This window comes from Pseudomonas sp. G3-39 (assembly GCF_054790485.1).
The window spans coordinates 367,017-391,351 of the sequence record NZ_CP186497.1; the positions used below are offsets into that span (position 1 = coordinate 367,017).

26 protein-coding genes are annotated in these 24,335 nt (G+C 62.6%); 6 read left to right on the forward strand and 20 right to left on the reverse strand.

The annotated features are described in order from the left end of the window. Positions 1 to 5 precede the first annotated feature (5 nt). From ACOYXG_RS01670 to ACOYXG_RS01680, 3 genes are all read left to right on the forward strand, one after another. The gene (locus ACOYXG_RS01670) at positions 6 to 1,424 is read left to right on the forward strand and encodes an FAD-dependent oxidoreductase (RefSeq protein WP_007909438.1); all 1,419 of its coding nucleotides are present in this window, start codon (positions 6 to 8) and stop codon (positions 1,422 to 1,424) included. Between the two features lie 242 nt (positions 1,425 to 1,666). Continuing rightward, positions 1,667 to 2,734, forward strand: coding sequence for a uroporphyrinogen decarboxylase (gene hemE, locus ACOYXG_RS01675; RefSeq protein WP_007952372.1), 1,068 nt, complete (start codon positions 1,667 to 1,669; stop codon positions 2,732 to 2,734). A 188-nt stretch (positions 2,735 to 2,922) separates the two neighbouring features. After that, complete coding sequence (locus ACOYXG_RS01680; protein WP_027611321.1) at positions 2,923 to 3,435, forward strand: cytochrome b; 513 nt, start codon at positions 2,923 to 2,925, stop codon at positions 3,433 to 3,435. Position 3,436: 1 nt separating this feature from the next. Here ACOYXG_RS01680 and ACOYXG_RS01685 read toward each other — a convergent pair whose 3' ends face one another. Further along, complete coding sequence (locus ACOYXG_RS01685) at positions 3,437 to 4,714, reverse strand: MFS transporter (RefSeq protein ID WP_103368720.1); 1,278 nt, start codon at positions 4,712 to 4,714, stop codon at positions 3,437 to 3,439. Positions 4,715 to 4,832: 118 nt separating this feature from the next. Between ACOYXG_RS01685 and ACOYXG_RS01690 the strand changes: the two genes are divergently transcribed. Next, positions 4,833 to 5,735, forward strand: coding sequence for a LysR family transcriptional regulator (locus tag ACOYXG_RS01690; RefSeq protein ID WP_336838257.1), 903 nt, complete (start codon positions 4,833 to 4,835; stop codon positions 5,733 to 5,735). Positions 5,736 to 5,840: 105 nt separating this feature from the next. Here the strand turns inward: ACOYXG_RS01690 and ACOYXG_RS01695 are convergent, their stop codons facing one another. Then, complete coding sequence (locus ACOYXG_RS01695) at positions 5,841 to 6,278, reverse strand: excinuclease (RefSeq protein ID WP_285373097.1); 438 nt, start codon at positions 6,276 to 6,278, stop codon at positions 5,841 to 5,843. A gap of 117 nt (positions 6,279 to 6,395) precedes the next feature. Between ACOYXG_RS01695 and ACOYXG_RS01700 the strand changes: the two genes are divergently transcribed. Together ACOYXG_RS01700 and ACOYXG_RS01705 are read left to right on the forward strand one after the other, a co-directional pair. Then, positions 6,396 to 6,701 carry a type II toxin-antitoxin system RelE/ParE family toxin gene (locus ACOYXG_RS01700; protein ID WP_041074898.1) on the forward strand — a complete coding sequence of 102 codons (306 nt, stop codon included), beginning with the start codon at positions 6,396 to 6,398 and terminating at the stop codon, positions 6,699 to 6,701. Beyond that, positions 6,698 to 6,985 carry an addiction module antidote protein gene (locus tag ACOYXG_RS01705; protein ID WP_007943750.1) on the forward strand — a complete coding sequence of 96 codons (288 nt, stop codon included), beginning with the start codon at positions 6,698 to 6,700 and terminating at the stop codon, positions 6,983 to 6,985. The genes ACOYXG_RS01700 and ACOYXG_RS01705 overlap by 4 nt, the downstream gene beginning before the upstream one ends. Before the next feature lie 57 nt (positions 6,986 to 7,042). On the opposite strand, the gene ACOYXG_RS01710 is transcribed toward ACOYXG_RS01705, so the two are convergent. The 18 genes from ACOYXG_RS01710 to ACOYXG_RS01795 form a co-directional block, all read right to left on the reverse strand. Then, positions 7,043 to 7,846: a hypothetical protein gene (locus ACOYXG_RS01710; protein ID WP_027611326.1), complete on the reverse strand. Its 804-nt coding sequence runs from the start codon at positions 7,844 to 7,846 to the stop codon at positions 7,043 to 7,045. A gap of 25 nt (positions 7,847 to 7,871) precedes the next feature. Then, positions 7,872 to 9,098, reverse strand: a complete 1,227-nt coding sequence (locus ACOYXG_RS01715; RefSeq protein WP_103368718.1) for a beta-ketoacyl-ACP synthase — start codon at positions 9,096 to 9,098, stop codon at positions 7,872 to 7,874. Beyond that, entirely contained in the window at positions 9,098 to 9,826 is a 729-nt protein-coding gene (gene fabG, locus ACOYXG_RS01720) for a 3-oxoacyl-ACP reductase FabG (protein ID WP_333989380.1), read from the reverse strand. The genes ACOYXG_RS01715 and fabG overlap by 1 nt, the downstream gene beginning before the upstream one ends. Beyond that, positions 9,819 to 10,283 carry a hotdog family protein gene (locus ACOYXG_RS01725; RefSeq protein ID WP_414888992.1) on the reverse strand — a complete coding sequence of 155 codons (465 nt, stop codon included), beginning with the start codon at positions 10,281 to 10,283 and terminating at the stop codon, positions 9,819 to 9,821. Before ACOYXG_RS01725 ends, fabG begins: the two co-directional genes overlap by 8 nt. Then, the gene (locus tag ACOYXG_RS01730; RefSeq protein WP_097087032.1) at positions 10,280 to 11,476 is read right to left on the reverse strand and encodes a beta-ketoacyl-[acyl-carrier-protein] synthase family protein; all 1,197 of its coding nucleotides are present in this window, start codon (positions 11,474 to 11,476) and stop codon (positions 10,280 to 10,282) included. The genes ACOYXG_RS01725 and ACOYXG_RS01730 overlap by 4 nt, the downstream gene beginning before the upstream one ends. Further along, a complete protein-coding gene (locus ACOYXG_RS01735; RefSeq protein ID WP_223849606.1) occupies positions 11,473 to 12,069 on the reverse strand; it encodes a hypothetical protein in 597 nt (198 codons plus the stop codon). Before ACOYXG_RS01735 ends, ACOYXG_RS01730 begins: the two co-directional genes overlap by 4 nt. Beyond that, positions 12,069 to 12,794 (reverse strand): class I SAM-dependent methyltransferase, encoded by a 726-nt coding sequence (locus ACOYXG_RS01740; protein WP_103368714.1) that lies wholly within the window; start codon positions 12,792 to 12,794, stop codon positions 12,069 to 12,071. The genes ACOYXG_RS01735 and ACOYXG_RS01740 overlap by 1 nt, the downstream gene beginning before the upstream one ends. Beyond that, positions 12,791 to 14,038, reverse strand: a complete 1,248-nt coding sequence (locus ACOYXG_RS01745) for an NAD(P)/FAD-dependent oxidoreductase (RefSeq protein WP_460355569.1) — start codon at positions 14,036 to 14,038, stop codon at positions 12,791 to 12,793. The genes ACOYXG_RS01740 and ACOYXG_RS01745 overlap by 4 nt, the downstream gene beginning before the upstream one ends. Further along, complete coding sequence (locus tag ACOYXG_RS01750; protein WP_460355571.1) at positions 14,025 to 15,188, reverse strand: sodium:proton antiporter; 1,164 nt, start codon at positions 15,186 to 15,188, stop codon at positions 14,025 to 14,027. The genes ACOYXG_RS01745 and ACOYXG_RS01750 overlap by 14 nt, the downstream gene beginning before the upstream one ends. Continuing rightward, complete coding sequence (locus tag ACOYXG_RS01755) at positions 15,185 to 17,524, reverse strand: MMPL family transporter (protein ID WP_460355574.1); 2,340 nt, start codon at positions 17,522 to 17,524, stop codon at positions 15,185 to 15,187. Before ACOYXG_RS01755 ends, ACOYXG_RS01750 begins: the two co-directional genes overlap by 4 nt. Continuing rightward, a complete protein-coding gene (locus ACOYXG_RS01760; RefSeq protein WP_460355577.1) occupies positions 17,508 to 18,110 on the reverse strand; it encodes an outer membrane lipoprotein carrier protein LolA in 603 nt (200 codons plus the stop codon). Before ACOYXG_RS01760 ends, ACOYXG_RS01755 begins: the two co-directional genes overlap by 17 nt. Then, positions 18,107 to 18,532, reverse strand: a complete 426-nt coding sequence (locus ACOYXG_RS01765; protein WP_460355580.1) for an acyl-CoA thioesterase — start codon at positions 18,530 to 18,532, stop codon at positions 18,107 to 18,109. Before ACOYXG_RS01765 ends, ACOYXG_RS01760 begins: the two co-directional genes overlap by 4 nt. Beyond that, on the reverse strand, positions 18,525 to 20,069 hold the full coding sequence (locus ACOYXG_RS01770) for an HAL/PAL/TAL family ammonia-lyase (protein WP_460355583.1): 1,545 nt from the start codon (positions 20,067 to 20,069) through the stop codon (positions 18,525 to 18,527). The genes ACOYXG_RS01765 and ACOYXG_RS01770 overlap by 8 nt, the downstream gene beginning before the upstream one ends. Beyond that, entirely contained in the window at positions 20,050 to 20,997 is a 948-nt protein-coding gene (locus ACOYXG_RS01775) for an LpxL/LpxP family acyltransferase (protein ID WP_460355586.1), read from the reverse strand. The genes ACOYXG_RS01770 and ACOYXG_RS01775 overlap by 20 nt, the downstream gene beginning before the upstream one ends. Beyond that, a complete protein-coding gene (locus ACOYXG_RS01780) occupies positions 20,994 to 21,728 on the reverse strand; it encodes a glycosyltransferase family 2 protein (protein ID WP_460355589.1) in 735 nt (244 codons plus the stop codon). Before ACOYXG_RS01780 ends, ACOYXG_RS01775 begins: the two co-directional genes overlap by 4 nt. 128 nt (positions 21,729 to 21,856) lie before the next feature. Next, positions 21,857 to 23,536: an AMP-binding protein gene (locus ACOYXG_RS01785; protein ID WP_460355591.1), complete on the reverse strand. Its 1,680-nt coding sequence runs from the start codon at positions 23,534 to 23,536 to the stop codon at positions 21,857 to 21,859. Then, positions 23,533 to 24,078: a COG4648 family protein gene (locus ACOYXG_RS01790; RefSeq protein ID WP_027611342.1), complete on the reverse strand. Its 546-nt coding sequence runs from the start codon at positions 24,076 to 24,078 to the stop codon at positions 23,533 to 23,535. The genes ACOYXG_RS01785 and ACOYXG_RS01790 overlap by 4 nt, the downstream gene beginning before the upstream one ends. Then, the gene (locus ACOYXG_RS01795; protein WP_003220947.1) at positions 24,075 to 24,329 is read right to left on the reverse strand and encodes an acyl carrier protein; all 255 of its coding nucleotides are present in this window, start codon (positions 24,327 to 24,329) and stop codon (positions 24,075 to 24,077) included. Before ACOYXG_RS01795 ends, ACOYXG_RS01790 begins: the two co-directional genes overlap by 4 nt. Positions 24,330 to 24,335: the final 6 nt, after the last annotated feature.

Consider the following 24,335-nt stretch of genomic DNA (forward strand, 5'->3'; position numbering starts at 1 on the left):
TAACAATGGCTGAACGTCTGAATAACGACTTCCAGTTCATCGATGTCGGGCGCAAGGATCCGAAGAAGAAACTGTTGCGTCAACGCAAGAAAGAGTTCGTCGAGATCTACGAACCGTTCAAACCCCAGCAGTCGGCCGATCAGGCCCACCGCTGCCTGGGTTGCGGCAACCCGTATTGCGAATGGAAGTGCCCGGTGCACAACTTCATTCCCAACTGGCTGAAGCTGGTGGCCGAGGGCAACATTCTCCAGGCCGCCGAGCTGTCGCACCAGACCAACACCCTGCCGGAAGTCTGCGGCCGGGTGTGCCCGCAGGATCGGCTGTGCGAGGGCGCCTGCACCCTCAACGACGGTTTCGGCGCGGTGACCATCGGTTCCGTCGAGAAGTACATCACCGACACCGCATTCGCCATGGGCTGGCGCCCGGACATGTCCAAGGTCAAGCCGACCGGCAAGCGTGTCGCGATCATCGGTGCGGGCCCGGCGGGTCTGGGCTGTGCCGACGTGCTGGTGCGTGGCGGTGTGACCCCGGTGGTGTTCGACAAGAACCCGGAAATCGGCGGTCTGCTGACCTTCGGCATTCCCGAGTTCAAGCTTGAGAAGACCGTGCTGAGCAATCGTCGCGAAGTCTTCACCGGCATGGGCATCGAGTTCCGCCTCAACACCGAGGTCGGCAAGGACGTGACCATGGAGCAACTGCTCGCCGAATACGATGCGGTATTCATGGGTATGGGCACCTACACCTACATGAAGGGCGGTTTTGCCGGTGAGGATCTGCCGGGCGTTTATGACGCGCTGGACTTCCTGATTGCCAACGTCAACCGCAACCTGGGCTTTGAAAAGTCGCCGGAAGATTTCGTCGACATGAAAGGCAAGAAGGTCGTGGTGCTCGGCGGTGGCGACACGGCGATGGACTGCAACCGCACCTCGATCCGTCAGGGCGCCAAGTCGGTGACCTGCGCCTATCGTCGTGACGAAGCGAACATGCCCGGCTCGCGCAAAGAGGTGAAGAACGCCAAGGAAGAAGGCGTGAAATTCCTCTACAACCGCCAGCCGATCGCGATCGTCGGTGAAGACAAGGTCGAAGGCGTGAAGGTGGTCGAGACCCGTCTCGGCGAACCGGATGCCCGTGGCCGTCGCAGCCCCGAGCCGATCCCGGGCTCCGAAGAGATCATCCCGGCCGATGCCGTGGTCATCGCGTTCGGTTTCCGTCCAAGCCCGGCACCGTGGTTCGAACAGTTCGAAATCCAGACCGACAGCCAGGGCCGCGTCGTCGCGCCTGAGCAGGGTCAGTACAAGCACCAGACCAGCAACCCGAAAATCTTCGCCGGTGGCGACATGGTGCGCGGTTCCGACCTGGTGGTAACGGCGATCTTCGAAGGCCGCAATGCCGCCGAGGGGATCCTCGATTACCTGGGTGTCTGATTACATTTCAGCCTGAAATGCGATCAGAAATGTGGGAGCGGGCTTGCTCGCGAAGGCTTTGTATCAGTCACCCGATGTATTGACTGACACACCGCTTTCGCGAGCAAGCCGGCTCCCACATTGGTTTCTGTGCGCTCAATACAGCGCAACAAATTGACCCGATAGACAAAAGGCTGACCTGCATCCGTGCCTTTTGCGTCGCGCTCTGAGAAAATGCCCGCACTTTTTTTCCGGATGCCGACATGACTGCCCTGAAGAACGACCGTTTCCTCCGCGCCCTGCTCAAGCAACCCGTTGACGTCACCCCGGTGTGGATGATGCGCCAGGCCGGCCGCTACCTGCCGGAATACCGCGCCAGCCGTGCCCAGGCCGGTGATTTCATGAGCCTGTGCATGAATCCGGAATTCGCCTGCGAAGTCACCCTGCAGCCGCTCGACCGCTATCCGCAACTGGACGCGGCGATCCTGTTTTCCGACATCCTCACCATCCCCGATGCCATGGGCCAGGGCCTGTACTTCGAGACCGGTGAAGGCCCGCGCTTCAAGAAAGTCGTCAGCACCCTGGCCGACATCGAAGCGTTGCCGATCCCTGATCCACACAAAGACCTCGGCTACGTGATGGACGCGGTCAGCACCATCCGCCGCGAGCTGAACGGCCGTGTGCCGCTGATCGGCTTCTCCGGCAGCCCGTGGACCCTCGCCACTTACATGGTTGAAGGCGGCTCGTCGAAAGACTTCCGCAAAACCAAGGCGATGCTCTACGACAACCCGCAAGCCATGCACCTGCTGCTGGACAAACTGGCGCAGTCGGTGACCTCGTACCTCAACGGCCAGATCCAGGCCGGCGCGCAAGCGGTGCAGATCTTCGATACCTGGGGCGGCAACCTGTCGGCGGCGGCGTACCAGGAGTTCTCCCTGGCGTACATGAAGAAAATCGTCAGCGGCCTGATCCGCGAGCACGACGGTCGCAAAGTGCCGGTGATCCTCTTCACCAAGAACGGCGGCCTGTGGCTGGAAAGTATCGCCGACGCTGGCGCCGACGCACTGGGCCTGGACTGGACCTGCGACATCGGCAACGCTCGCGCCCGCGTCGGCGACAAGGTCGCGCTGCAAGGCAACATGGACCCGACCGTGCTCTACGCCAAACCTGAAGCGATCCGCACTGAAGTCGGTCGTATTCTGGCCAGCTATGGCAAAGGCAGTGGCCACGTGTTCAACCTGGGTCACGGCATCACTCCGGAAGTCGACCCAGAGCACGCCGGTGCGTTCCTGCGCGCGGTGCATGAACTGTCGGCGCAGTATCACGAGTAAGATTTTGACACGACCGCCCGAATGCAATGTTCGGGCGGTAATTGATTTTTGTATGTTTAAGTTGAAAGTTCAATAAACCTTGTTCGTAAAGATTGTTTACTTTGTGCAGTTTCTGTTAATGGTTTTCTCGTTGACGTTGATAATTCAGAGCTTTGTAATGGCGCCACTTGTTTATCAGGATGGTTGCAATGAAAAGGGTTGGATATTCGCGTCTCCAGATTGCTTTGCACTGGATATCTGCGGCAGTAATTTTATGGGCTCTGTTGTCTGGCTTCTATGTGTCAGTCATTAAAGTTGCAGCGGAAACAAAATCGATAGTCGGATTTATAAATGTTTCGGTGACGGCTTTATTTATTCCGATATTTATACTGAGATTGTATGTTTCTGTCAGAGGCTCTCACACCACTTGCGAGGTGGACAGGACCTTTGTGGAGCGTCTGGCGAGTTGGATGCATAAGTCTATTTATCTGATGACGGCGGTTGTCTTGCTCACAGGAATATTAATGATGGATCGACCGATCAATATATTTGATCTGGTTCTTATTCCGGCGCCGCTGAACGATCTACAGTGGATTGATCGGTTCTTCGTCATCCATGTTTGGGCGTGCGTGATGTTACTGGTTCAAGTAGCGCTACACATCGCAGCCGTTATCAAACACGAAATGTGTGGGCGCCGAATCCTGAAAAAAATGGTGTTCTGACTCAAGCGGGAGCGCTGCCACCGAGGGGCGGCAACTTCGCCAGTTTCAACGCCACCAACAGCGCGATCATCAGCAGGGCGCCAATAAACAGGCCGATGCCATTCCACCCGCCGAGATGCCAGAACACCCCGCCAGCCGTGCCGGCAATACTCGACCCGGCGTAATAGCTGAACAAATACAACGACGACGCCTGGCCCTTGGCCTTGGTCGCACGCCGGCCGATCCAGCTGCTCGCCACCGAGTGCGCGCCGAAGAAGCCGAAGGTGAAGATCAGCATGCCGACGATCACCAGCAACAGCGGTGTGAACATAGTCAGTGCAAGGCCGGCGAACATCAGTGCGATGGTTGCCCACAGCACTTTGCGCCGCCCCAGTTTGTCCGCCAGTGAACCGATCTTCGCCGAGCTGTAGATGCCCGACAGGTACACCAGCGACAGCAAACCGACGAACACCTGATCGAGGTTGTACGGCGCGGCCAGCAGGCGATAGCCGATGTAGTTGAACAGGGTGACGAAAGCGCCCATCAGCACGAACGCTTCAAGAAACAGCAGCGGCAGGCCGGCGTCGCGAAAGTGCATGGTGAAGCCATCAAGCAGGCTGCGTGGATGCAGCGAGCGCGAGCGGAAGTTGCGCGATTCGGGAAGGATCTTCCAGAACACCGCCGCTGCGACCAATGCCAAACCGCCGATCACCAGCATCGCCGTGTGCCAGCTGACAAAGTCGATCAGCACCCCGGTGATCAACCGCCCGCTCATCCCGCCAATTGCGTTGCCGCCGATGTACAGGCCCATCGCCAGACCGATGTGCTGCGGATGGATTTCCTCGCTCAGATACGTCATCGCCACCGCCGCCAGACCACTCAACGACAGCCCGATCAGCGCGCGCATGATCAGCACACCGTGCCAGCTCGGCATCATCGAGCTGGCGATGGTGCACAACGCGGCGGCGAACAGTGCCGCGACCATCACCGGTTTGCGTCCGACCCGGTCGGAGATCGGCCCGGTGATCAACAGCCCGACGGCCAGCATGCCGGTCGCCACCGACAGAATCAGGCTGCTCTGCGCGGCGTTGATCGAATACTCGTGAGACAGCAGCGGCATCATTGGCTGCACGCAATACAGCAAAGCGAAGGTCGCGAAGCCACCGCTGAACAGCGCGAGCACCGTGCGCATGAACATCGGCGTGCCTTTTTCGATGTAGATCTCCTGCAGCTCGGCGATGACATCGTCCGTCGCGGCAGGCGGAACTTCATGGGCAAGAGGGGCGGCGGCGGTTTTCACATCAGACCTCGGAGGGCACGGCCAGGCAGGCAATGAAAAAATCATATAGCTGGCTAATGTTTCTATCCAATATATTGTTCGACCTGTTTGATAGCTTTAACGACCTAATTGGGTTTCCATGGAATTGCGTCATCTGCGCTACTTCATCGCCGTCGCCGAAGAACTGCATTTCGGCCGCGCGGCACAGGTGCTGGGGATCTCCCAGCCACCGCTGAGCCAGCAGATTCAGGCGCTGGAGCAAGAGGTCGGCGCGCGGTTGTTCGAACGCACCAATCGTCGGGTCGAGCTGAGCGAGGCCGGCCGATTGTTTCTGGAGGAGGCGCGGCTGGTGCTGGCGCAGGTCGACAAAGCGGCGGACGTCGCCCGGCGTGCGCAACTCGGCGAACTCGGCGAATTGAAGATTGGCTTCACTTCGTCGGCGCCGTTCAACTCGACCATTCCCCAGGCGATTTTTTCTTTTCGTCAGCGTTTCCCGGCAGTGCACCTGAACCTGCGGGAGATGAGCAGCACCATGGTCGCGGATGCGCTGGTGGATGAGTCGATCGAAGTCGGCATCATGCGCCCGCTGGGCCTGCCGGATTCGCTCAGTGTGGTAGAGCTGATGCGTGAGCCGCTGGTGGCGGTGCTCGGCTCCAAACATCCGTTGGCGCAGGGCAGCGAGGAAGGGCTGTTCCTCTCGGCGCTGGCGCTGGAGCCGTTCGTGTTCTTTCCACGCAGCTATGGCAGCGGGTTGTATGCGCAACTGCTCAGTCTGGCCCGCGATGCCGGATTCAGTCCGCACTTCGCCCAGGAGGCCGGTGAGGCGATGACCATCATCGGACTGGTCGCAGCGGGGCTGGGGGTTTCGGTGTTGCCGGCGTCGTATCAGCGGATGCGCATTGACGGTGTGGTCTATCGACCACTGCTCGATCCGGAGGCGGTGTCGGCGGTGTGGCTGGTGCAGCGCAAGGATCAGAAATCGCCGATGGCCAAGGCGTTCGTCGAGCTGCTGACGCGCAAGGTTGAGCCTTCAAAAGCTTGATTGCTGCGCAATCAAATCGCGAGCAGGCTCGCTCCCACAGGGGAACGCATTCCAAAGTGGGAGCGAGCCTGCTCGCGAAGGCGTCAACTCAAACACCAACGCCCCTCAGGGCAACCGCACCAGATCCCCCTTCAACGCCACCCGCGTCACAAACACCCCGGCCCGGCACTCATAAGTATTCAAATCCTTGCGCACATGCTGGTCGTAATAACTGACGATATTGACCACCGCATTCGCCCCGACCCGCTTGGCGTCGGCCTGCAACTTGATCAGGTTCGACTGCAGCACCCACTCGCAGGAATCGTGATCACTCTTGTTGAAGCCGTTGGTCTTCAGATCACTGACCACATCCCGGCGCAACAAGCGCTGCGTGCCCTGCGGCCCGTTGCCGATCAGATAGAACTTCACACTGCCATCCAGCCGCCCGGCGCGAATCGCATCCGAGAGCACGGTCTCGAACGGCATGTACATCAGATTGGTGGCGTGGCTGGCGTTGGGCAATAGCCCGAGGAGCGCGGCGGCGATCAGGGCTTTCACTTGCATGGTCATCTCCTTGACTTTGCGAGTCAGCATTCAACGATTTATGGAGTGTAGACACCGTACGTCGGTGCAGAAAAAACCGTCTGGTACATGTGTAGCTCAAGGGCTACACTCTCGGTCATGCCCGAGATCATTCGAAGTTCAACATTCTCCAGCTGGCTTTTGAAGCTGGCTGACAGCCGCGCCAGGATGCGTATTCAGGTGCGCATTGATCGTATGGCCGATGGGAATTTTGGTGATGTCAAAGCCGTCGGTGAGGGGCTCAGCGAAGTCAGAATTGACTATGGCCCCGGATATCGAGTCTATTTCATGCAACAAGGTCGGCAAGTGGTCATCCTCCTTTGTGGTGGAGACAAGAGCAGCCAACCCCGAGATATCAAGCAAGCCAGGCTCATCGCGGAGTCTTGGCAGGAGCAAAACCCATGACCGAACAATTCACTCGTTGGGACTCAGCCGAGTACCTCAAGACAGAAGAGGACATGGCCAATTATCTGGATGCCTGCATGGAGGAGGCTGGAGATGATCCTGCCTTTATCGCCAAGGCACTGGGCACCATTGCGAGAGCGCGAGGCATGACCCAAGTCGCACGTGACGCCGGGCTGTCTCGAGAAAGTCTCTACCGTGCACTGTCAGGTGAAGGAAATCCTGAGTTTGGAACGATTCTGAAAGTGGTGAAGGCGTTGGGCTTGAAGTTACATGCCAGCACTTGAGCTGAACTGAATAGCAAAGGGCGCCGCAAGGCGCCCTTTGTCGTTTCTACAGTTCAATCAATCAACGTGCGCCAAATCCCCACGCAACGCCACGCTCGACACCACAAGGCCGGCGCGGCACTGGAATTTCTCGGTGTCTTTGTACAGGTCGCGCTGGTCGACGCTGGCGATGTTGATCACGGCGTTGGCGTCGGCTTTTTTCGCGGCGTTCTGCAGGGTGGCGAGAGCCGACTGCAGGGCCCAGAAGCAGGCGTCGGCGTCGGATTTGTTCGAGCCATTGGTCTTGCGGCTGCTGCTGACGGTGTCGAGTTTGCGCACTTGCTTGGGCAGGGTTTCGCCGGCCAGGTAGAACTTCACGCTGCCGTCGAGCAGGCCGGCGTCGGTGGCGCGTTTGACGCCCTCGCGAAAGCTCAGGTAGGTCGGTTCGTCGGCGCCTTGCTTGACGATGCCCAAGTCGTTGACGAACTCGATGTCCGGGTTGATCGACAGTTCCTTGAGCACGTTGTCGCGCAGGCGGTTGACCCAGCGATTGTAGTTGCCGTGGATCTTGCCGTCCTTGGCGTCGAGGCCGTAGCTGCTGCGGTAGTCGATTTCAAACGAGGTCGGGCTGAACGGGATGTCGACTTCGGCGTGGTGACGGCCGCGTACGGTAATCGCCGCTTTGATCATGCCCGGACGCACCGACTGCACCACCCACTGGCGATCATTGAGCGCGGTGACGATGGCGCGGCTCATCTGTTGCTGGGTGAAGCCGAGGTTGGGCGAGAACTCTTCCTTGGCGTTGTAAACCGGTTTGCTGGTGCAACCGCCGAGCACAAAGGCCAGGGCCAGCAGGGCGGCGATGCGGTGAAACTGAGTCATTCCCTTCACTCCAAACGTGTTGCGGTCAGTGCCAGCGGCGGAAAATCAACGAGGTGTTGACGCCACCAAAAGCGAAATTGTTGTTCATCACGTACTCGTGATGCATCTGGCGGAATTCGCCGCGCAGGTAATCGAGCTTGCCGCAGTGCGGGTCGACCTCGTCGAGGTTGAGCGTGTGCGTGTACAGGTCGCGATTGAGCATTTCGATGCTGAACCACGACTCCAGCGCGCCGCAGGCCCCCAGCGTGTGGCCGAGGAAACTCTTCTGGGAGCTGATCGGCATGTGTTCGCCGAACAGACTGCTGGTCGCCAGTGTTTCGGCAATGTCGCCCTGTTCTGTAGCCGTGCCGTGACCATTGACGTAACCGATGGCATCCGGCGTCAGCCCGGCGTCGTCCAGCGCCAGTTCCATGGCGCGGCGCATGGTGATCTGCTCGGGGCGAGTGGTGTGCTGGCCGTCGGCGTTGCTGCCGAAACCGACGATCTCGGCGTGGATCCGCGCACCGCGAGCCAGCGCATGCTCCAGCTCTTCGAGCACCAGCATGCCGCCGCCTTCGCCGATCACCAGACCATCGCGGCCCTTGTCGTACGGACGTGGGCTGGTCTGTGGCGCGTCGTTTTTCAGGCTGGTGGCGTATAGCGCGTCGAAGACCATGGCTTCGGTCGGGCACAGTTCTTCGGCACCGCCGGCGAGCATCAGCGGCAGCCGTCCGAACTTGATCGCTTCATACGCGTAGCCGATGCCCTGACTGCCGCTGGTGCAGGCGCTGGACGTCGGGATCAGGCGTCCGGTGAGGCCGAAAAAAATGCTGATGTTGGCCGCGGTGGTGTGCGGCATCATCCGCACGTAGGAGTTGGCGTTGAGCCCCTCGGCCACCGAGTTCAGCAGCATGTTGCCGAAGGCCTTGATCTCGTCGGTGCTGCCGGTGGACGAACCACACGCCACACCCATGCGTCCGTCCTTGATCGATTCGTCACCGAGCAGGCCGGCGTCAGCGAGCGCCTGTTCCGCCGCACCCACCGCCAGCCGTGACACCCGGCCCATGCTGCGCAGTTGCTTGCGGGTCCAGTGCGGCGGTACGACAAAATCATCGATCGGCCCGGCCAGGCGGGTGTTGAGTTCGCTGAAGCGGTCCCACTCGTCCATGCGGCGGATGCCGCTGCGGTTGGCCGCGAAGTTGCCGGCGATGGTCTGCCAGTCGCTGCCCAGCGAGGTGATGCCGGCCATGCCGGTGACGACAACGCGCTTCATCAGCACAGGCCTCCGTTGACCGCCAGGACCTGGCGGGTGATGTACGAGGCTTCCGCCGACATCAGGAAATTCACCGCAGCAGCGACCTCTTCCGGGGTGCCCATGCGTTGTGCGGGGATCATTTTCATCAGCTCTTCCACCGGCACGTTTTCGTCGAGCATCGCCGTGTCGATCAGGCCCGGCGCGACGCAATTAACCGTGATTTTGCGCTTGCCCAGTTCAATCGCCAACGCTTTCGCCGCACCGATCACCCCGGCCTTGGAGGCGCTGTAGTTGACCTGGCCACGGTTGCCGATCAAACCCGACACCGAAGTGATGCAGACGATCCGACCGGCGGCGCGGCGGCGGATCATCGGCATCATCACCGGGTGCAGGACGTTGTAGAAACCGTCGAGATTGGTGCGCAGCACCACGTCCCAATCGTCATCGCTCAGCGCCGGAAAAGCGCCATCGCGGGTCAGGCCGGCGTTGAGCACCACGCCGTAATAGGCACCGTGGGTTTCGACGTCGGCTTCGAGAATGGTTTTGCAGGCTTCGCGGTCGGCGACGTCGAATTGCAGGATGCGCGCGTGACGGCCCAGCGCTTCGACTTCGACTTTCACGGCCTTGGCTTCAGCCACGCCGCTGCGGCAATGCAGGACGATGTCATGCCCGGCCTGCGCCAGACGCAAGGCAATGGCGCGGCCGATGCCACGGCTGGAGCCGGTGACCAGTACGGATTCAGTCATCGTTCGCCTCTCTGTTTTGTTCAAGGTATTGGCTGGGCTGCGGCGGGCGGAACACGTTCAGGCGGGCGCTGGCCTCGATGCCGGGGGCATTGATGTGGCATTCGAAAACCCCCATGCCGTTGTCGTCTTCCAGCGAGCGGATGCCATGGATGGTCAGTTCGCTGCCGGCCGGAAACGCCTCGACGTTGCACTCGAATTTACGCGTGCCGAGGAGGAAACCCAGCTCCACCGGATTGCCCTTCTGCCGCGCGTGGCAACCGGCGAAGGCGGCGACGCTCTGCGCCATCAACTCGATGCCGACCCACGCCGGCAGGCTGCCGTCAGGCAGATTGAACAAGCCGTCGGGCTTGACGGTGAGGCGGGTGTGGATCTGTTCCTCGTCGAAGCTGAGGATGCGGTCGAGCAGAATCATGTCGCCAGCGTGGGGCAGCAGTTCGGCGAGCGGCCAGTCGTTCATGGGGCGTCTCCGATAATCAGGCTGACGTTGTTGCCGCCGAAAGCAAACGAGTTGCTCATCAGGTAGCGGGGTGCAATGGACGACAGGCGCTCGCTCGTGGTCACCCACTTCAGCGCCGGCAACTCGGGGTCGGGCTGAGCGTCCCAGACGTGCGGCGGCAAGGCTTGCTGCGGGTTGTCGGCGCTCAGGCTCAGCCAGCAGAACGCTGCTTCCAGCGCACCGGCAGCACCGAGGGTGTGGCCGGTCATCGGCTTGGTCGACGAGCAGGCCACGCCGCCCGGGAACAGCGTGGCGACCGCCAGACTTTCCATCGCATCGTTGTGCTGGGTCGCGGTGCCGTGCAGGTTCAGGTAGCTGATTTGCGCCGCTTGCAGCTGTGCGCGGCTCAAGGCTTTCTGCATTGCTTGCAGGGCGCCGCGGCCGCTCGGTTCCGGCGCGGAAATATGGTGCGCGTCGGAGCTGGCACCGCTGGCGAGCAGGGCAATGGCCGGGCCGTCGCCGCGTTGCTTGCTCATCAGGAACAGCACCGCCGCTTCGCCGATGTTGATGCCGTTGCGGTTGGCCGAGAACGGATTGCAGCGCTCGTCGGACACCGCTTCCAGCGCGCTGAAACCGTTGAGCGTGAGTTTGCACAGGCTGTCGACCCCGCCGCACAGCACCGCGTCGCACAGGCCCAGATCGAGCAAGCGCTGCGCGCTCATCAACGCCCGCGCACTGGACGTGCAGGCGGTGGAAATCACGTAGGCCGGGCCGCTGAGTTGCAGCCAGTCGGCGAGAAAATTCGCCGGGGCGCCGAGTTCCTGTTGCCGATAGTCGTACTCGGCCGGGAACTGCTGCTCACGAAGGTAGTGCGCCAACCCGCGACTGGCTTCGTCGATCCCCGAGGTGCTGGTGCCGAGCACCACGCCGATGCGCGCGCGACCATAGGTCTGGATCGCCCGATCGATGTCCTCGCGAATCTGCAGTGCGGCTTCCAGCAGCAGTTGATTGTTGCGGCTGCTCTGGTCGGCCAGTTCGGCCGGAATCGCCGCCAGTTCACCGTGCACCGCCGCCACCGGCAACTCACGCCCGGCCACCCAGCCGGACTCGCGGCGCATGCCCGAGCAGTCACCGGCAAACAGGTTGTGCGCGACCTGGTGCTTGTCGCGACCCAGCGCGCAGATCACGCCGAGGGCATTGAGGTAGGCAGTCATGGCGTCGGTTCACCGAGGGGAGAAACCCGATAGTGCGGGCCTTGGGGCAGATTCAATTCGAAGCTCAACGGTTGTGCATAACGGACCGCCCAGCGCGGCGCCAGCGTGCGTTGCTCGCCCTGCTGCTGCGCGGCGGGGTAATTGCGCGCCAGTTCGCCGGAGGGGGTCAGGGCGAACAGCAACGCGGCGAAAAGCTCCCGGGCTTCCGGGTTGGGCGGCAATAGCCCGTCGGCCTGCCAGCGACCGTCGATCAGTTGTTGACGCGCCTGGGGGATGCCCAGCGGGTCCATCATCGACCAGCGGATGCCGGGGCCTTCGCGCTGGATCACCAACAGCCAGTCCTGACGCTGATCGGCCTGTTGGCGCTCGATGTGCAGTTGCAGCGGTAACGGCAGCGTCGGGTTGCTCGCGGGCAGCGGGGCCTGGCTGGCACAACCACTCAACAGAAGCATCATGCTGACCACAAAAAGTCGCCACAACTCGGACACTGTGGGAGCGAGCCTGCTCGCGAAGACGCCGGCACATTCAACAAAGAGGCTGGCTGACCCACCGCTTTCGCGAGCAGGCTCGCTCCCACAGGTTAAGTGTTGCATCAGGAAGCCTCTGCGAGTGGTTTTCGGGCAACAACGTTGACCAACGTTTCCTCACGCTCGCCAAACGGCTTCGGCCGGCGCAATCCAAACCGCTCCAGCAGTCCGAAATCCTGCGACCGGCTCCACCACAAATACGGGTACGAGACATTGCGTTCGCCAAACTCGAAACCCTGCTGGCGAATCATTTCCAGGTACTGCGCCGCGCTCTTCTGCACATGCATCGGATGGCGGAACAGCCAGCGAATCACCCAGGTATCAATGTAAGCCTCGGTGGACTCGGCGAACAGCAGATAACCACCCGGCTTCAGTACGCGGTAGAACTCGGCGAGGGCTTTTTCCTGTTCGACCAGATGATGAAAGGTCTGATGGCAGAACAGCAGGTCGACACTAGCGTCCGCCACGTTGAGCGTCGCGCAGTCACTGCCGATCAGCTCGACATCGAAACCCTGACGCGCCGCTTCTTCGGCGCTCAATTCAAGGCTATGCGGATCGGCATCGACACCGATCAAGCGCTGCGGGGCGAAGGTCTGGCGCAGATGGCGGAACGACTTGCCCTGACCACAACCGGCATCCAGCAGCACCGGATTGGCCGGCAGCGACTCGCTGAACAGCCCGCGCAAATCGTTGATCGCCACGCGCAACACGTGGTGCTGCCAGGTGTGGCTGCGCAGGAACCAGAAACCGAAGCGGGTTTCCTCGACGTAGCTGTCGCTCAAGTAATTCATGGGGCGTCCTTTGCACAGAGTTCGGAAATCATCTTCAACCGGCGGCGCGCTTCGCTGACGAACGGGTTGCGTTCATCCCAGGCATAACCGGCGAGGATCGAGCAGATCATTCGGCGAATCTCCGCCTGACTGTCTTGATAAAAAATCACGTCCTGAAAGGTGCCGGCATACCAGCCTTCGACGTAGCAGCGGAAGGTGTCGACCCCACGTTTGAGCGGTTCGGCGAACTCGCGCTGCCAATCGACGGTTTCGCCCTGCAACTGCCGGTGCAGGACGGCGGCGGCCATGCTCGCCGAACGCATGGCGATGGTCACGCCGGAGGAGAACACCGGGTCGAGAAATTCCGCGGCGTTGCCGAGCAGGGCGAAGCCGGGGCCATGCAGGGTTTTCACATTCGCCGCATAACCACCGAGGGCGCGCGCCGGAGTGTCCCACACCGCGTTGTTCAGCACGCCGGCGAGGCTTGGGGTTTCGGCGATGAAGCCGCGCAGGCAGGTGTCCAGATCGCTGTCGCGACCCTTGAAGTGTTCGGCGGCAGCGACCACGCCCACCGAGCAGCGCCCGTTGCTGAACGGGATCGTCCAGAACCAGATGTCGCGGTGCTCGGGGTGGGTGGTGACGAGGATCTTCTCGCGGTCGAAGGCCGGGTTGTCGATGTGATCTTCAACGTGGGCGAACACCGCCTGGCGCACCGGGAAATTCGATGGCGCTTCCAGATCGAGCAAACGCGACAGCACGCGCCCGTAGCCGCTGGCGTCGAGTACGAAATCCGCTTCGACGCGGTACTCGCTGCCGTCTTCGCGTAGCACGTCGAGCTGCGGTTTGGCCCGGTCGAAATCAACGCGGACGATGGCATCGCCGTAACGGATCTCGGCACCTTGCAGTGCAGCCTGATCGGCCAGCAGCTTGTCGAAATCGGCGCGCTGCACCTGGAACGTGGTGGGTTTACCTGCGGTGAAGGTGTCGCTGAAATCGAAGGCGCTGTAGCGCTCGCCCCAAGCGAACGCAGCACCGGTCTTGCGCTGGAATCCGGCGGCGTTGACGGCGTCGAGCATGCCGGCTTCTTCGACGAAGTCCAGGCAATGGCTGAGCAAGCTTTCACCAATGGAAAACCTCGGGAAGTGCTGGCGCTCGAGCACCAGCACATCGTGGCCCTTGCGCTTGAGCAGGGCGGCGGCGATGGCGCCGGACGGGCCGGCACCGATGATCACTACCTGACGACGTTGCATTTCAACGGTTGGCACGTGAACTCCCGGGCGCAGTGGCGGTGGTTTTCAGGGGCGCGCGGTGCAGGCCGATCAGGGCCGGCAACAGCGTCGCGATCAGGCCCATCAGCATCAGCGCGAAGTACAGCGCCGGGCTGATCAGCTGTTGTTGCAGCAACAGGTTGAGAAAGACGATTTCGCTCAGCCCGCGAATGTTCAGCAGCACGCTTTCCCGCCAGCGGCTGGCGCCTTCGAACGACGCACCGGCCCAGCCCAGGCCCAGCCAGTTGCCGAGCAGTTTACTGGCAATCGGCAACAGCAGCAGCGCCGCCCATTGCACCGCGCCGAGGCTGGCGAGGGCGCTGTGCACGTCGATCTGCACGATACCGAAGGTGAGGATCAGCGGGATCGCGATCCATGTCTGCAAACGGCTCATCCACCGCGCCGGCAATGGCAGCACCAGCGGCACTTTCAGCAAGGCCATGCACAGCAGATAACCGATGCCGAAAATCAGCGCGTTGAGTTTGTAGTGCTCGGCCAGCACCAGCAGCGCAAAGAAACCAAGGCTGTAGGTCAGCGGTCGACGCACGCGCAGCAGATGCAACAGCAGCGGCACGCAGGCCAGTCCCAGCGGCAGCAACAGACTGCTCAGATGTAGACTGCCCTGAGCGAGACCGAACAGCGTCCAGCAGGTCAGGTCGATGAGGATGGCGGTCTGCACCAGACGCCGGGTGGCGCCGGGCGGGTAGTCGATGTGGCGCAGGTACAGATACAGCACCGGGATCGCCGTGATCGCGAACACCAGCCCAATGGCCAGCGAGTTCAGCCACGGTTGCGCTGGCAGCAACCAAGCGGCGGCCGCCAGACCGGAGGCAAATGGCACGGCAAAACTCGGCACGGCGATTTTCACGCTCTGGCGGTCCAGCCGCAGGTCGATCACATCACTGAGAATGTGCCCGAGCAACAGCGCGAAACTCAGGCTGTAGAGGTCTTTCAGCCACACCGGCGCAATCAGTTGAGCACCGCTGAGCTGCCAGCCCGGTTCGATCCAGAAATACATCAGCAGCGGCAACCCGAAGCTGGCCAGCAGCAACTGGCTGACGATCGGGATCAGACCGAAATGCCGGCCGATACGGGTCGCCACAGCAAACAGCGCCAGGGCCATCAGCCAGAAGCTGACGACCATCACGCTGCCGGCTCCACGACGGCGGCGCGGTGGACGTGACGTCCGGCCCACGGTGCCAGAATGAAACTGAACGCCAGCCCCAGGCTTACCGCCAGGCCGAAGTTGCTCACCGCCGGCGTGCTCGACACCGCCAGCAGACCGAACGACAACCAGGTCGTCAGCGCCGCCAGCAAGGTGCCCAGCAAGCTGACAGCCGCACCGCCGACCTGCTCACGCATGAGGATTGCGTAATCGACGCTGATCGCCGTTACCAGCAGCAGGCCGAACAGGCTGAACAGGGTCAGCGGCTGACCGAGCCAACCGAGACTGGCGAGGCTGCACAGCGCCGCGAGTAACGGCAGAGCGACGATGCGCAAGGCGCCGCCGAAGCCGAACGGCACGATCAGCACCAGCACGATCAACACGCAGGAGGCGAGTTTCAGTTCGGCGGCGCTGATCTGGGTCGCGGCGAACACGTTGTTCAATTCGCCGAGACGATCCACCAGCATCACCCCCGGCAAGTCCAGGGCTTGCACCCGCAGCAGTGACGGATTGTTCAGGCCTTGCAGGCTGGTCATCGCCGCCACGCCGTCAGCGGTCGGGCCGAGCCACAGCGTACGGTAAGGCTCGCCTAACGGCCCGGCCAGTGCGGCGTCGATGTCTTCGGCAGGCAGGTTCTGCAACTGCTGCAACTCGGTTTGCAACGCCGCGAGCGGTACGCCGAGGTCGAGCAATGGCTGCCAGTATTGCGGCAGTTTGCTCAGTGCCTCGCGCACTTGCTGTTGCTGGCTCGGCGGGCTGAGCAGTTGATCGAGGGCCAGATAACCTTGCAGTTTGTCGAGGTTGACCAGTTGCTGCAGGCGTTCGCTTAACGCGGCCTGACGCTCCAGCAGTTGCTGCTGATTGGCGCCGCGCACGAGGAAGAACTGGCTGGTCGGCTGATAGCCAGTGATGCGCGCGATGGTCTGCGCTTCATCGGTCAGGCGTTGTGGCGCACCGACCCACTGGCGAATGTCGTTCTTGCTTTGCAGCTGCACCAGACCGCCAGCGCAGAACGCGATCAGCAGCGCCAGCAGCACCGGGGTGCGCACGTGTTCGAGCAGGGTTTCGCGCAGCTGCACCAAGCGCTCGGCCAGGCGCAGTGGCCATTGCGCCGGTTGCAGCTCAACGTTGTTCAGCAGGGCCGGCAGCAGGCACACCGCCGACAGATAGGCACCGAGCAATCCTGCGGCAGAGAACACCGCGATTTGTGTCAGCGCCGGGAAGGGCGTCCAGGCCAGCGCCAGATAACCGATGGCGCTGGTGATCAGGCTCAGCGTCAGTCCGGAGAGTGTCAGGCGCAGCGCCGGCCAGCTGCGCCACGGCTTGAGGCTCCAGCTTTTCGACAGATAGTGCAGCGGGTAATCCACCGCCACGCCGATCAGGCTGGAGCCGAGTACCAGGGTCATCACGTGCATGTGGCCGAACAGCGCCACGCAGGCCACCGCGCCGAACAGCATGCCCACCAGCACCGGCACGAACGCCAGCAGCACCCGCCAGCGGCGAAACGCCAACAGCAGCAACAACAGAATCCCGAGAGTGGCGCCGCCGCCGACCCAGGTCATTTCGCGGGTGGCTTGTTGCTGGCCGTTGGCGGCGTACAGCAGACCGCTGGCGGCCAACAGTTGCACGTCGGCTCTCGCCGCCTGCTCGCGACTGTGCTGCAGCAGATCAGCGACTTTCAGCGGCAGGTTCATGTCGAAGGCATTGCCGGTGGTGCGCGCGCGCAGCAGCACCCAGCGCTTGCCGTCGGCATCGGCGACCAGTGCGCCGCTGCCGATGTCCAGTTGCACCGCGCCGTGTTTCGGCTGGCTGTTCTGAATGCTTCCGGTCAGGCCCAGCCAGTCGTCCTGGCTCGGCACCAGGGTGAAACCGTTGAACGGGTCGAACAGTGCCTGCACCCGTTGCTGAATGAACGCATCGGGATGCTCGGTCAGCAGTTGCCGGTCATCCGCTGAGAGCATCGCCAGTCGCCCTTGCAGCAGTTGCGTGCGCAGCGCTGGCAGATCCGCCTGCAGGTTCCACTGAACCTTTTCGAACAGACCGCTGGCCTGCCATTGCTCGCCGAGGGTCTGCGCCATGGCCACCGCTTGCTGGCGATCGGCGTGGCCGACCAGCACCAGCATTTCCCGATTGAGCGGCTCCTGCATGCGCTGTTCGGCGCGCAGTTCGAGGGCGTCAGGGTTGGTTCCGGGCACCAGCTCCATGAGGTTGGCCGACAGTGGCGCACCGTCGCGCCACTGCCACCCGGCCAGCGCGACGACCGCCAGCAGCAGGATCAGAAACAGCCACGGCAGCCTGCGCTCACTCGGCAAAGTCATGTTGCTCCGCTTCGCTCAACGGTTGACCGGAGGTGCTGTCCTGCATGCGCAGCACGGTGCTGTCGCCCTGGGTTTCCAGCAGTTCGATGGTCTGTACCAGCTCACCGCCGTCGATATTGATCTGATTGAACACTTGCTTGAGCAGCACCGAGCGCGGGGTCAGGGTGAGCTTCCACTGCTGTGCGTCGCCGCTCAGGGCCAGTTCGAAATCCCGTTGCAGACCGCTGCTGTCACCTTGCAGCACAGCGAGGAACAAACGGTTCTGTTCGGCACCGGCGCTCTTGTTCGGCAGCAACTGCCAAGCGTTGCCGTCGCGACGGGCGATGCCGTTGGCGGTGATGCGGTAATCCTGTTGCAGCGGGCTCTTGAGCAGCCAGAGCAGGCCGTGATGTTTCGCCAGCACGAAGCTGCCCTTGCTGATCAACGGCTGGGGCAGGGCGCGCAGGTGTTTTTCCTGGACGAACTGGCCGTGGATCACGTCCGGTTTCGCCAGTTGCTCGCTGAGCTGTTGCAGGTCGAAGGCGTTGGCCAGCGTCGACACGGCGAGCAGCGCCATCGCGCCAAGGCATTTGCAGAACAGGTTCATCGCAGCATCCTTTCCACCGCATCGGTGAACACTTTGGGTGAGGCCAGTTGCATCTCGCGGCTGCTGATCTCGACCGCTACCTGCACCGAGCTGGCACGGGTCAGGCGCTCGCCGGTCTGCAGGTCGGTGATCAGATAATTGATCTTCAAGCGGTTCTCCCACTCCACCAGACTGGCGCGTACGTTCAAGCGCTGGCCGAACACCGCGCCCCGCACATAGCGCAGTTGCAGGTCGATGATCGGCCACGCGTAACCGGACTCGGACATCTGCGTGTAGTTGTGGCCGATCTTGTCGAGCAGCGCGCAGCGCGCGACTTCCAGGTATTTGACGTAATGCCCGTGCCAGACTACGTGCAGGGTGTCGACGTCAAAAAACGGCACGAGGATTTCCGTGTCGGCGTGCAGCACTCCGGCGCTACGCATGCAGCCTCCAGTGTTGCTCGGCGATGCGTTGCAGGCACAGGCGCAGTTCGCCTTCGAGTGCACGGTCTTCGATGACCGGCGGGAAGTCCTTGGCCAGCTCTTCGTGCATGGCGGCCAGTGAAGGTGGCAGCGCTCGCGCATCTTCATCGCGCCCGCGCAACCAGACGCCCTGATTGGCCGCGAGCAACGTGGCGGCGGCGACCTGTTCGGTCAGCTCCAGTACGCGGATCGCGTCACGGGCGGCGATGGTGCCCATGCTCACCTTGTCCTGGTTGTGGCACTCGGTGGAGCGTGAGAACACGCTGGCCGGCATGGTGTTTTTCAGCGCTTCGGCAGTCCAGGCACTGGTGCCGATCTGCACGGCCTTGAAGCCGTGGTTGATCATGGCGCGATCCGCCGGGGCGCCGGACAGGTTGCTCGGCAAGCCATGGTTGTAGCGCTCGTCGACCAGCAGCGCGAGTTGCCGATCGAGCAGGTCGGCGACGTTGGCCACCAGATTTTTCAGGCTGTCCATGGCGAACGCGATATGCCCGCCGTAGAAGTGCCCGCCGTGCAGCACGCGCTCGGCTTCGGCGTCGATGATCGGGTTGTCGTTGGCGCTGTTGAGTTCGGTCTCGATGAACGCACGCAGCCAGTTCAGGCTGTCGGCCAGCACCCCGAGCACGTGCGGGGCGCAGCGCAGCGAGTAGCGATCCTGCAGGCGATGCAGCGGCGCGGTCGGCGCGTCGATCGCCAGATCCTTGCGCAGCCACGCGGCGACTTGCATCTGCCCCGGATGCGGCTTGGCGGCGAACAGACGCTCGTCGAAGTGTTCCGGATTGCCTTGCAGCGCGACCACGTTGAGCGCGGTGATGCGCGTGGCCAGTTGCAGCAGATAGTCGGCGCGGGCGAACGCGAGGCAGGCGAGGCCGGTCATCACCGCCGTACCGTTCATCAAGGCCAGCGCTTCTTTCGGGCGCAGCACCAAAGGCGTCCAGCCCAGTTCGTGATGCACGTCGGCAGCCTGGCGACGCTCGCCACGGAACAGCACTTCGCGCTCGCCGGACAGGGTTGCGGCAACGTAGGACAGCGGCGTCAGATCACCGCTGGCGCCGACCGAACCTTCTTCGGGGATCAGCGGCAGGATGTCGTGTTCGAGGAAGGCGTGCAGGCGCTCCAGCAGTTCGATTCGCACCCCGGAGACGCCGTGGCACAGCGACTGCAAGCGCGCCGCCAGCACGGCACGGGTGGCTTGGGCGTCGAGCAGTTTGCCGAGGCCGCAACCGTGGAAGGTGTAGAGATGACGCGGCAGTGCCTCGACGTGCTGCAGCGGCACCGCGACCACGCAGGAATCGCCGTAACCGGTGGTCACGCCGTAGATCACGCCTTCCTTGTCCAGCAGCGAATCGAGGAACCGTGCGCCTTTGGCGATGCGTTCGCGGTAGGCGGCGTCGCTCTGCAACTGCACGGGCGCCTGACGGTTGGCCAGGGCCAGCACGTCTTCGATGCGCAAAGGGCGTTCGCCGAAGGTTACCGGCTCATGGGTTGGCGTCGTCATCGGTCTTCCAGAAAGGGTAAAAGTTGAACCATTGGTGCGGGGCTTCGAGGCAATAGTGACTCAGGCGCTGCGCGTAGCGGGTGGCCCACTGATGAATGACGTGCTCGCGCTCGCGGCGCGTCCACGTCACGCTGTCGGCGAACGGCTCGAGGGTCAAGCGATAATGGCCGTCCGGTTGTTTCAGGCACATCAGCAGATTGACCGGACACTTCAGCAGGCCGGCCAGCAGCCACGGGCCTTGCGGAAACGCTGCCGGGTGGCCGAGAAAATCTACGGTGACGCTGCGCCCGCCATGCAACGGTACGCGGTCGCCGGCAATCGCCAGCCATTCGCCGCGCTCCAGGCGTTCGTGCAGTTGCAGCATGATCACCGGGTCCAGTTCGCTGACCTGAATCAGGCGCAGATTGGTCGCCCCGGCCTCACCCAGCAAGCGGTTGAACTGCTCGGCGTGCTTGGTGTGCACCAGCACATTCATGGTGACCTTTTCGCCGATCTCGGCCAGCGCGCGGCAGACTTCGAGGTTGCCCAAGTGCGCGCCGACCAGCAGTTGCCCGCGACTGCCGCGCAACTGATTGCGCAGCAATGCCGGGTCGATGATTTCGATCTGCTCGATGCGGATCTTGCCGTTCCACACGTCGAGCTTGTCGAGCAGCGAATCGGCGAACGCCATGAACTGGCGAAACACCCGCCAGTAACTCGGGCGCAATTCGGCGCGCTGGCTCCAGTCGGCCAGCCGTTGCTGGTATTGCCAGGCACTGTTGCGTGCGGTACGGCCGAACAGGAAGAAGTACAGGACGATGCCGTACAGCAGCGGACTGAGCAGACGCCGGCCAAGCACCTTGGCGGCGAACGCGGTGAATTTCATCAGCAGGAAGCTGCCGCGCTCTTCGCGGTCGGCCCAGTGCTTCTTGTCGGTCTCGACGCTCATGTGCGCCACCGGCGCCAGAGGATGACGGGCAGGCGCAGCAGCATGCCGAAGAACAACCGGGTGTGCATGCTGGAAATCAGCGCGTTGTCGTGCAGCAGACGGAAGTGCGAGACGCCGTCCAGCGGGTAATGCACGCTGGTCTGCAGCCAACGCATCGGCTGGTTGCGCCACGACAGGCGCACGAGGATGTCCGAGTCGAAATCCATGCGCTTGCCGACCCGCGCCGAGTCGATCACCGACAGCGTCGGGGCCAGCGGATAGACGCGAAAGCCGCACATCGAATCGCGGATCTGCAGCGACAGTGTGTTGATCCAGACCATCACATGAGTCAGATAACGTGCGTACAAGCGGCCCTTGGGCACGCTCTCGTCGAACAGCGGATAACCGCAGATCATCGCGGCCGGGTGGGCGCGGGATTCCTCGACGAAACGCGCGACGTCATGCAGGTCGTGCTGGCCATCGGCGTCAACCTGCAAGGCATGGGTGAAGCCCAGACGCGCCGCTTCGCGCAGGCCGGTCATCACCGCGCCGCCCTTGCCCTGATTGAGGGTCAGGCGCACCAGATGCACGTTGTCGCGTTCGGCCAGCGCATCCAGCACGCGCGCGCAGGACGGGGTGCTGGCATCGTCCACCAGAATGCACGGCAGGCCTTGGGCGAGCAGCGCGTCGACCACGGTGCCGATCGCGGTTTCATGGTTGTAGACCGGAATCACCGCGCAAGGGTTATGCATGATTCACGCACCCATTGTGGCGAGGGAGCTTGCTCCCGCTGGGCTGAGAAGCGGCCCCAAATCCAGTCGACATAAAATTGCTGGCGAGCGCTTCGCACTCGAGCGGGAGCAAGCTCCCTCGCCACAGGTTATGCATCGGCAGCTCCCAGGAGGATTCGTCCGCTGGAGCAGGTCGCGGTGTCGTTACGGTAGGCGAAATACAGTTTGCCGCGCTCGGGATCGAAACGCAGGTGCAGTTGAACCTCATCGCCCGGGCGCACCAGTTGCTGAAATTTCAGCACTTCCATGCCGGCAAATTTGCCGGGCAGGTTCAGCAGTTGTCGGCCGAGGTTCAGCGCCCATTCGACCTGCACCACACCGGGCAGCACCGGGGCCTTGGGGAAGTGACCGCTGAAATAGGCCAGGTCCGGCGGAACACTCAATTGCAGGCTCCACTCGCCGTCGGTTTCGACCTGCTCCAGCACTTCCGGGGCTTTCGGCCGTGGCGCCAGCAGCAGCGCTTCGATGTCGGCCTGCGGCAGCTTGCCCTGGCTGTTCAGCGGCAGTTGCCGCACCAGACGCCAGCGCCGGGGCAAGGCCAGGGCTTCGCAATGCTGGCTCAGGTGTTTGCGCAGGGCTTCGGTCAGGCTGCGGCGGCCTTGTTCACGCAAGGCAAACAGGCCCGCGTCGCTGAGCACCAGCAAGGCGCCAAGTACCGCGCGGTTTTCTTGAACCACGCCCAGCCGTGCCTCGGCGACCCACTCGTGGGCGACCAGTGCTTGTTCGAGCATCGGCAGGGAGATGCGCTTCTCTTCGAGTTTGACGATGCGGTCCAGCCGCCCGAGCAGTTCGAAACGCCCATCGGCGGCAATGCGCGCGGCGTCGGCGGTGTGCTCGACATGCCCGGCCGGCAGGTAGGGTGAGGCGACCAGCAGGGCGCCGTCGCGGTCCTGGCTTAGCTCAACCCCGGCGAAGGGTTGCCAAAGACTGGTGCCCTGACGCCAGGCGATGCCGCCGGTTTCCGAGCTGCCGAGGATTTCGGTCGGCCACTGTTGCAGGCGTTGCTGCAGGCTCTGTGCCGCGTCTGCGGGTAAAGCGCCGCCGGAGGAAAACACTTGGCGCACGGAGCTCAGGGCCGGCCAGTCGAGGTTATCGCCCATGCGCTTGAGCAATGCCGGGCTGCCGACCCAGGCGAAGGCCGGGTGTTCGCGGCTGGCGCGCTGCAGGTCTTCCGGAAACGCCAGTTGCCTGCGCACGAACGGGCGTCCGGCGCACAGCGGCCACAGCACCCGGAACAACAAACCGTAGATGTGCTGGGTGGCGACGCTGCCGATGATCCAGGCTTCTCCCAGATCCGCGCCCCACAGTTGCTCCAGTGCTTCGACCTCGTTGGCCAGTTGGCGCAGGGTCTTGTCGATACGCTTGGGCTCGCCGCTGGAGCCGGAGGTGCACAGGCTCAGGCGGCACTGCTCGAGGTCGAGTTCAGCACCGGGCAGGGCCGGCTGCAGCAGATCGCTCAAGTGAACATCCGCGCTGTGATCGGTCAGCCATAGATCGACTTCATTCGACCAGCGCTGGCGGGTCTGCGCTTGCAGGTCAGCGGGCAGCAATACACTGACACCCGCACGCCAGGCCCCGAGCAGGGCGATGGCGAGGTCGGCGGCATCTTCCAGATGCACCGCCATGCGCTGCACGCCGCGTGCCTGCAGGCCGGCGGCAACGCTCAGCGCCTGCTCGCGCAGTTGTATGTGATCGAGGGCCGGGGCGGCGCTGATCGCGCGCTCCGGCAGGGCCTTGAGCAACAGTTGCTCAAGTTTTATCCAGTTCATTTACGGCCTCTTACCCGTTGTCGTATCAGCCATTCAATGGCAAACATCAGGCCGATCAATCCGTAGGAGATCAGGCCGGTGTACAACATCCACCAATGCAGCGGCGCCCACAGGGTCAGGAGCGCGGCGCACAAACCGTTGCAGAAGAAAAACACGCTCCAGGCCACCGTGACCTGACGGGTGTAGCGGATCGCCTCGGGCGGTAATTGCGGCTCGCGCAATCGCGCCAGACGCTCGACCATCGGCGGCCCGTATTTCAGGCTCAGGCTGAACAGCACCAGCATGAAGCCGCTGATCAGCACCGGATACCAGCGCAGCAACAGCGGACTGTCGAACAGCGCCAGCAGCAGGCAGAACACGATCGCTACGCAGGCCATCCAGCGGCTGCCGGGTTTGCGCTCGCCGGTCAGCGCGCGCGCCAGCCACAGCCCGCCCAGCAGCAGTCCGAACTGCCACGGGGCGAAGTGCTCCATGCCGAAATACACCGCAAAGGGGTACAGCAGCCCCGCCAGCAGCAGGCCGAGGCCGATCAATCGGCTCATGCGGCCGGTTGAACCAGACGGTAGACCGCCTCGACCACGTCACCGACGGTGCGCACCGATTTGAATTCTTCGGCGGCGATTTTCTTGCCGGTCTGGCGTTTGATGTGATCGATCAGGTCGACCGCGTCGATGCTGTCGATCTCCAGATCCTGATACAGGTTGGACTCCAGGCTGATCCGCGCCGGATCCAGTTCGAACAGCTCGACCAAGGCATCGCGCAGGGTGTTGAAAATGTCGTCACGAGTTTGCATGGTCCG

Excerpts from the sequence above, each read along its gene's own strand:
- ACOYXG_RS01670 (WP_007909438.1), top strand. The coding sequence starts at position 6 with ATGGCTGAACGTCTGAATAACGACTTCCAGTTCATCGATGTCGGGCGC.
- hemE (WP_007952372.1), top strand. The coding sequence starts at position 1,667 with ATGACTGCCCTGAAGAACGACCGTTTCCTCCGCGCCCTGCTCAAGCAA.
- ACOYXG_RS01680 (WP_027611321.1), top strand. The coding sequence starts at position 2,923 with ATGAAAAGGGTTGGATATTCGCGTCTCCAGATTGCTTTGCACTGGATA.
- ACOYXG_RS01690 (WP_336838257.1), top strand. The coding sequence starts at position 4,833 with ATGGAATTGCGTCATCTGCGCTACTTCATCGCCGTCGCCGAAGAACTG.
- ACOYXG_RS01695 (WP_285373097.1), bottom strand. The coding sequence starts at position 6,278 with ATGCAAGTGAAAGCCCTGATCGCCGCCGCGCTCCTCGGGCTATTGCCC.
- ACOYXG_RS01700 (WP_041074898.1), top strand. The coding sequence starts at position 6,396 with ATGCCCGAGATCATTCGAAGTTCAACATTCTCCAGCTGGCTTTTGAAG.
- ACOYXG_RS01705 (WP_007943750.1), top strand. The coding sequence starts at position 6,698 with ATGACCGAACAATTCACTCGTTGGGACTCAGCCGAGTACCTCAAGACA.
- ACOYXG_RS01710 (WP_027611326.1), bottom strand. The coding sequence starts at position 7,846 with ATGACTCAGTTTCACCGCATCGCCGCCCTGCTGGCCCTGGCCTTTGTG.
- ACOYXG_RS01715 (WP_103368718.1), bottom strand. The coding sequence starts at position 9,098 with ATGAAGCGCGTTGTCGTCACCGGCATGGCCGGCATCACCTCGCTGGGC.
- fabG (WP_333989380.1), bottom strand. The coding sequence starts at position 9,826 with ATGACTGAATCCGTACTGGTCACCGGCTCCAGCCGTGGCATCGGCCGC.
- ACOYXG_RS01725 (WP_414888992.1), bottom strand. The coding sequence starts at position 10,283 with ATGAACGACTGGCCGCTCGCCGAACTGCTGCCCCACGCTGGCGACATG.
- ACOYXG_RS01730 (WP_097087032.1), bottom strand. The coding sequence starts at position 11,476 with ATGACTGCCTACCTCAATGCCCTCGGCGTGATCTGCGCGCTGGGTCGC.
- ACOYXG_RS01735 (WP_223849606.1), bottom strand. The coding sequence starts at position 12,069 with ATGCAACACTTAACCTGTGGGAGCGAGCCTGCTCGCGAAAGCGGTGGG.
- ACOYXG_RS01740 (WP_103368714.1), bottom strand. The coding sequence starts at position 12,794 with ATGAATTACTTGAGCGACAGCTACGTCGAGGAAACCCGCTTCGGTTTC.
- ACOYXG_RS01755 (WP_460355574.1), bottom strand. The coding sequence starts at position 17,524 with ATGACTTTGCCGAGTGAGCGCAGGCTGCCGTGGCTGTTTCTGATCCTG.
- ACOYXG_RS01760 (WP_460355577.1), bottom strand. The coding sequence starts at position 18,110 with ATGAACCTGTTCTGCAAATGCCTTGGCGCGATGGCGCTGCTCGCCGTG.
- ACOYXG_RS01765 (WP_460355580.1), bottom strand. The coding sequence starts at position 18,532 with ATGCGTAGCGCCGGAGTGCTGCACGCCGACACGGAAATCCTCGTGCCG.
- ACOYXG_RS01770 (WP_460355583.1), bottom strand. The coding sequence starts at position 20,069 with ATGACGACGCCAACCCATGAGCCGGTAACCTTCGGCGAACGCCCTTTG.
- ACOYXG_RS01775 (WP_460355586.1), bottom strand. The coding sequence starts at position 20,997 with ATGAGCGTCGAGACCGACAAGAAGCACTGGGCCGACCGCGAAGAGCGC.
- ACOYXG_RS01780 (WP_460355589.1), bottom strand. The coding sequence starts at position 21,728 with ATGCATAACCCTTGCGCGGTGATTCCGGTCTACAACCATGAAACCGCG.
- ACOYXG_RS01785 (WP_460355591.1), bottom strand. The coding sequence starts at position 23,536 with ATGAACTGGATAAAACTTGAGCAACTGTTGCTCAAGGCCCTGCCGGAG.
- ACOYXG_RS01790 (WP_027611342.1), bottom strand. The coding sequence starts at position 24,078 with ATGAGCCGATTGATCGGCCTCGGCCTGCTGCTGGCGGGGCTGCTGTAC.
- ACOYXG_RS01795 (WP_003220947.1), bottom strand. The coding sequence starts at position 24,329 with ATGCAAACTCGTGACGACATTTTCAACACCCTGCGCGATGCCTTGGTC.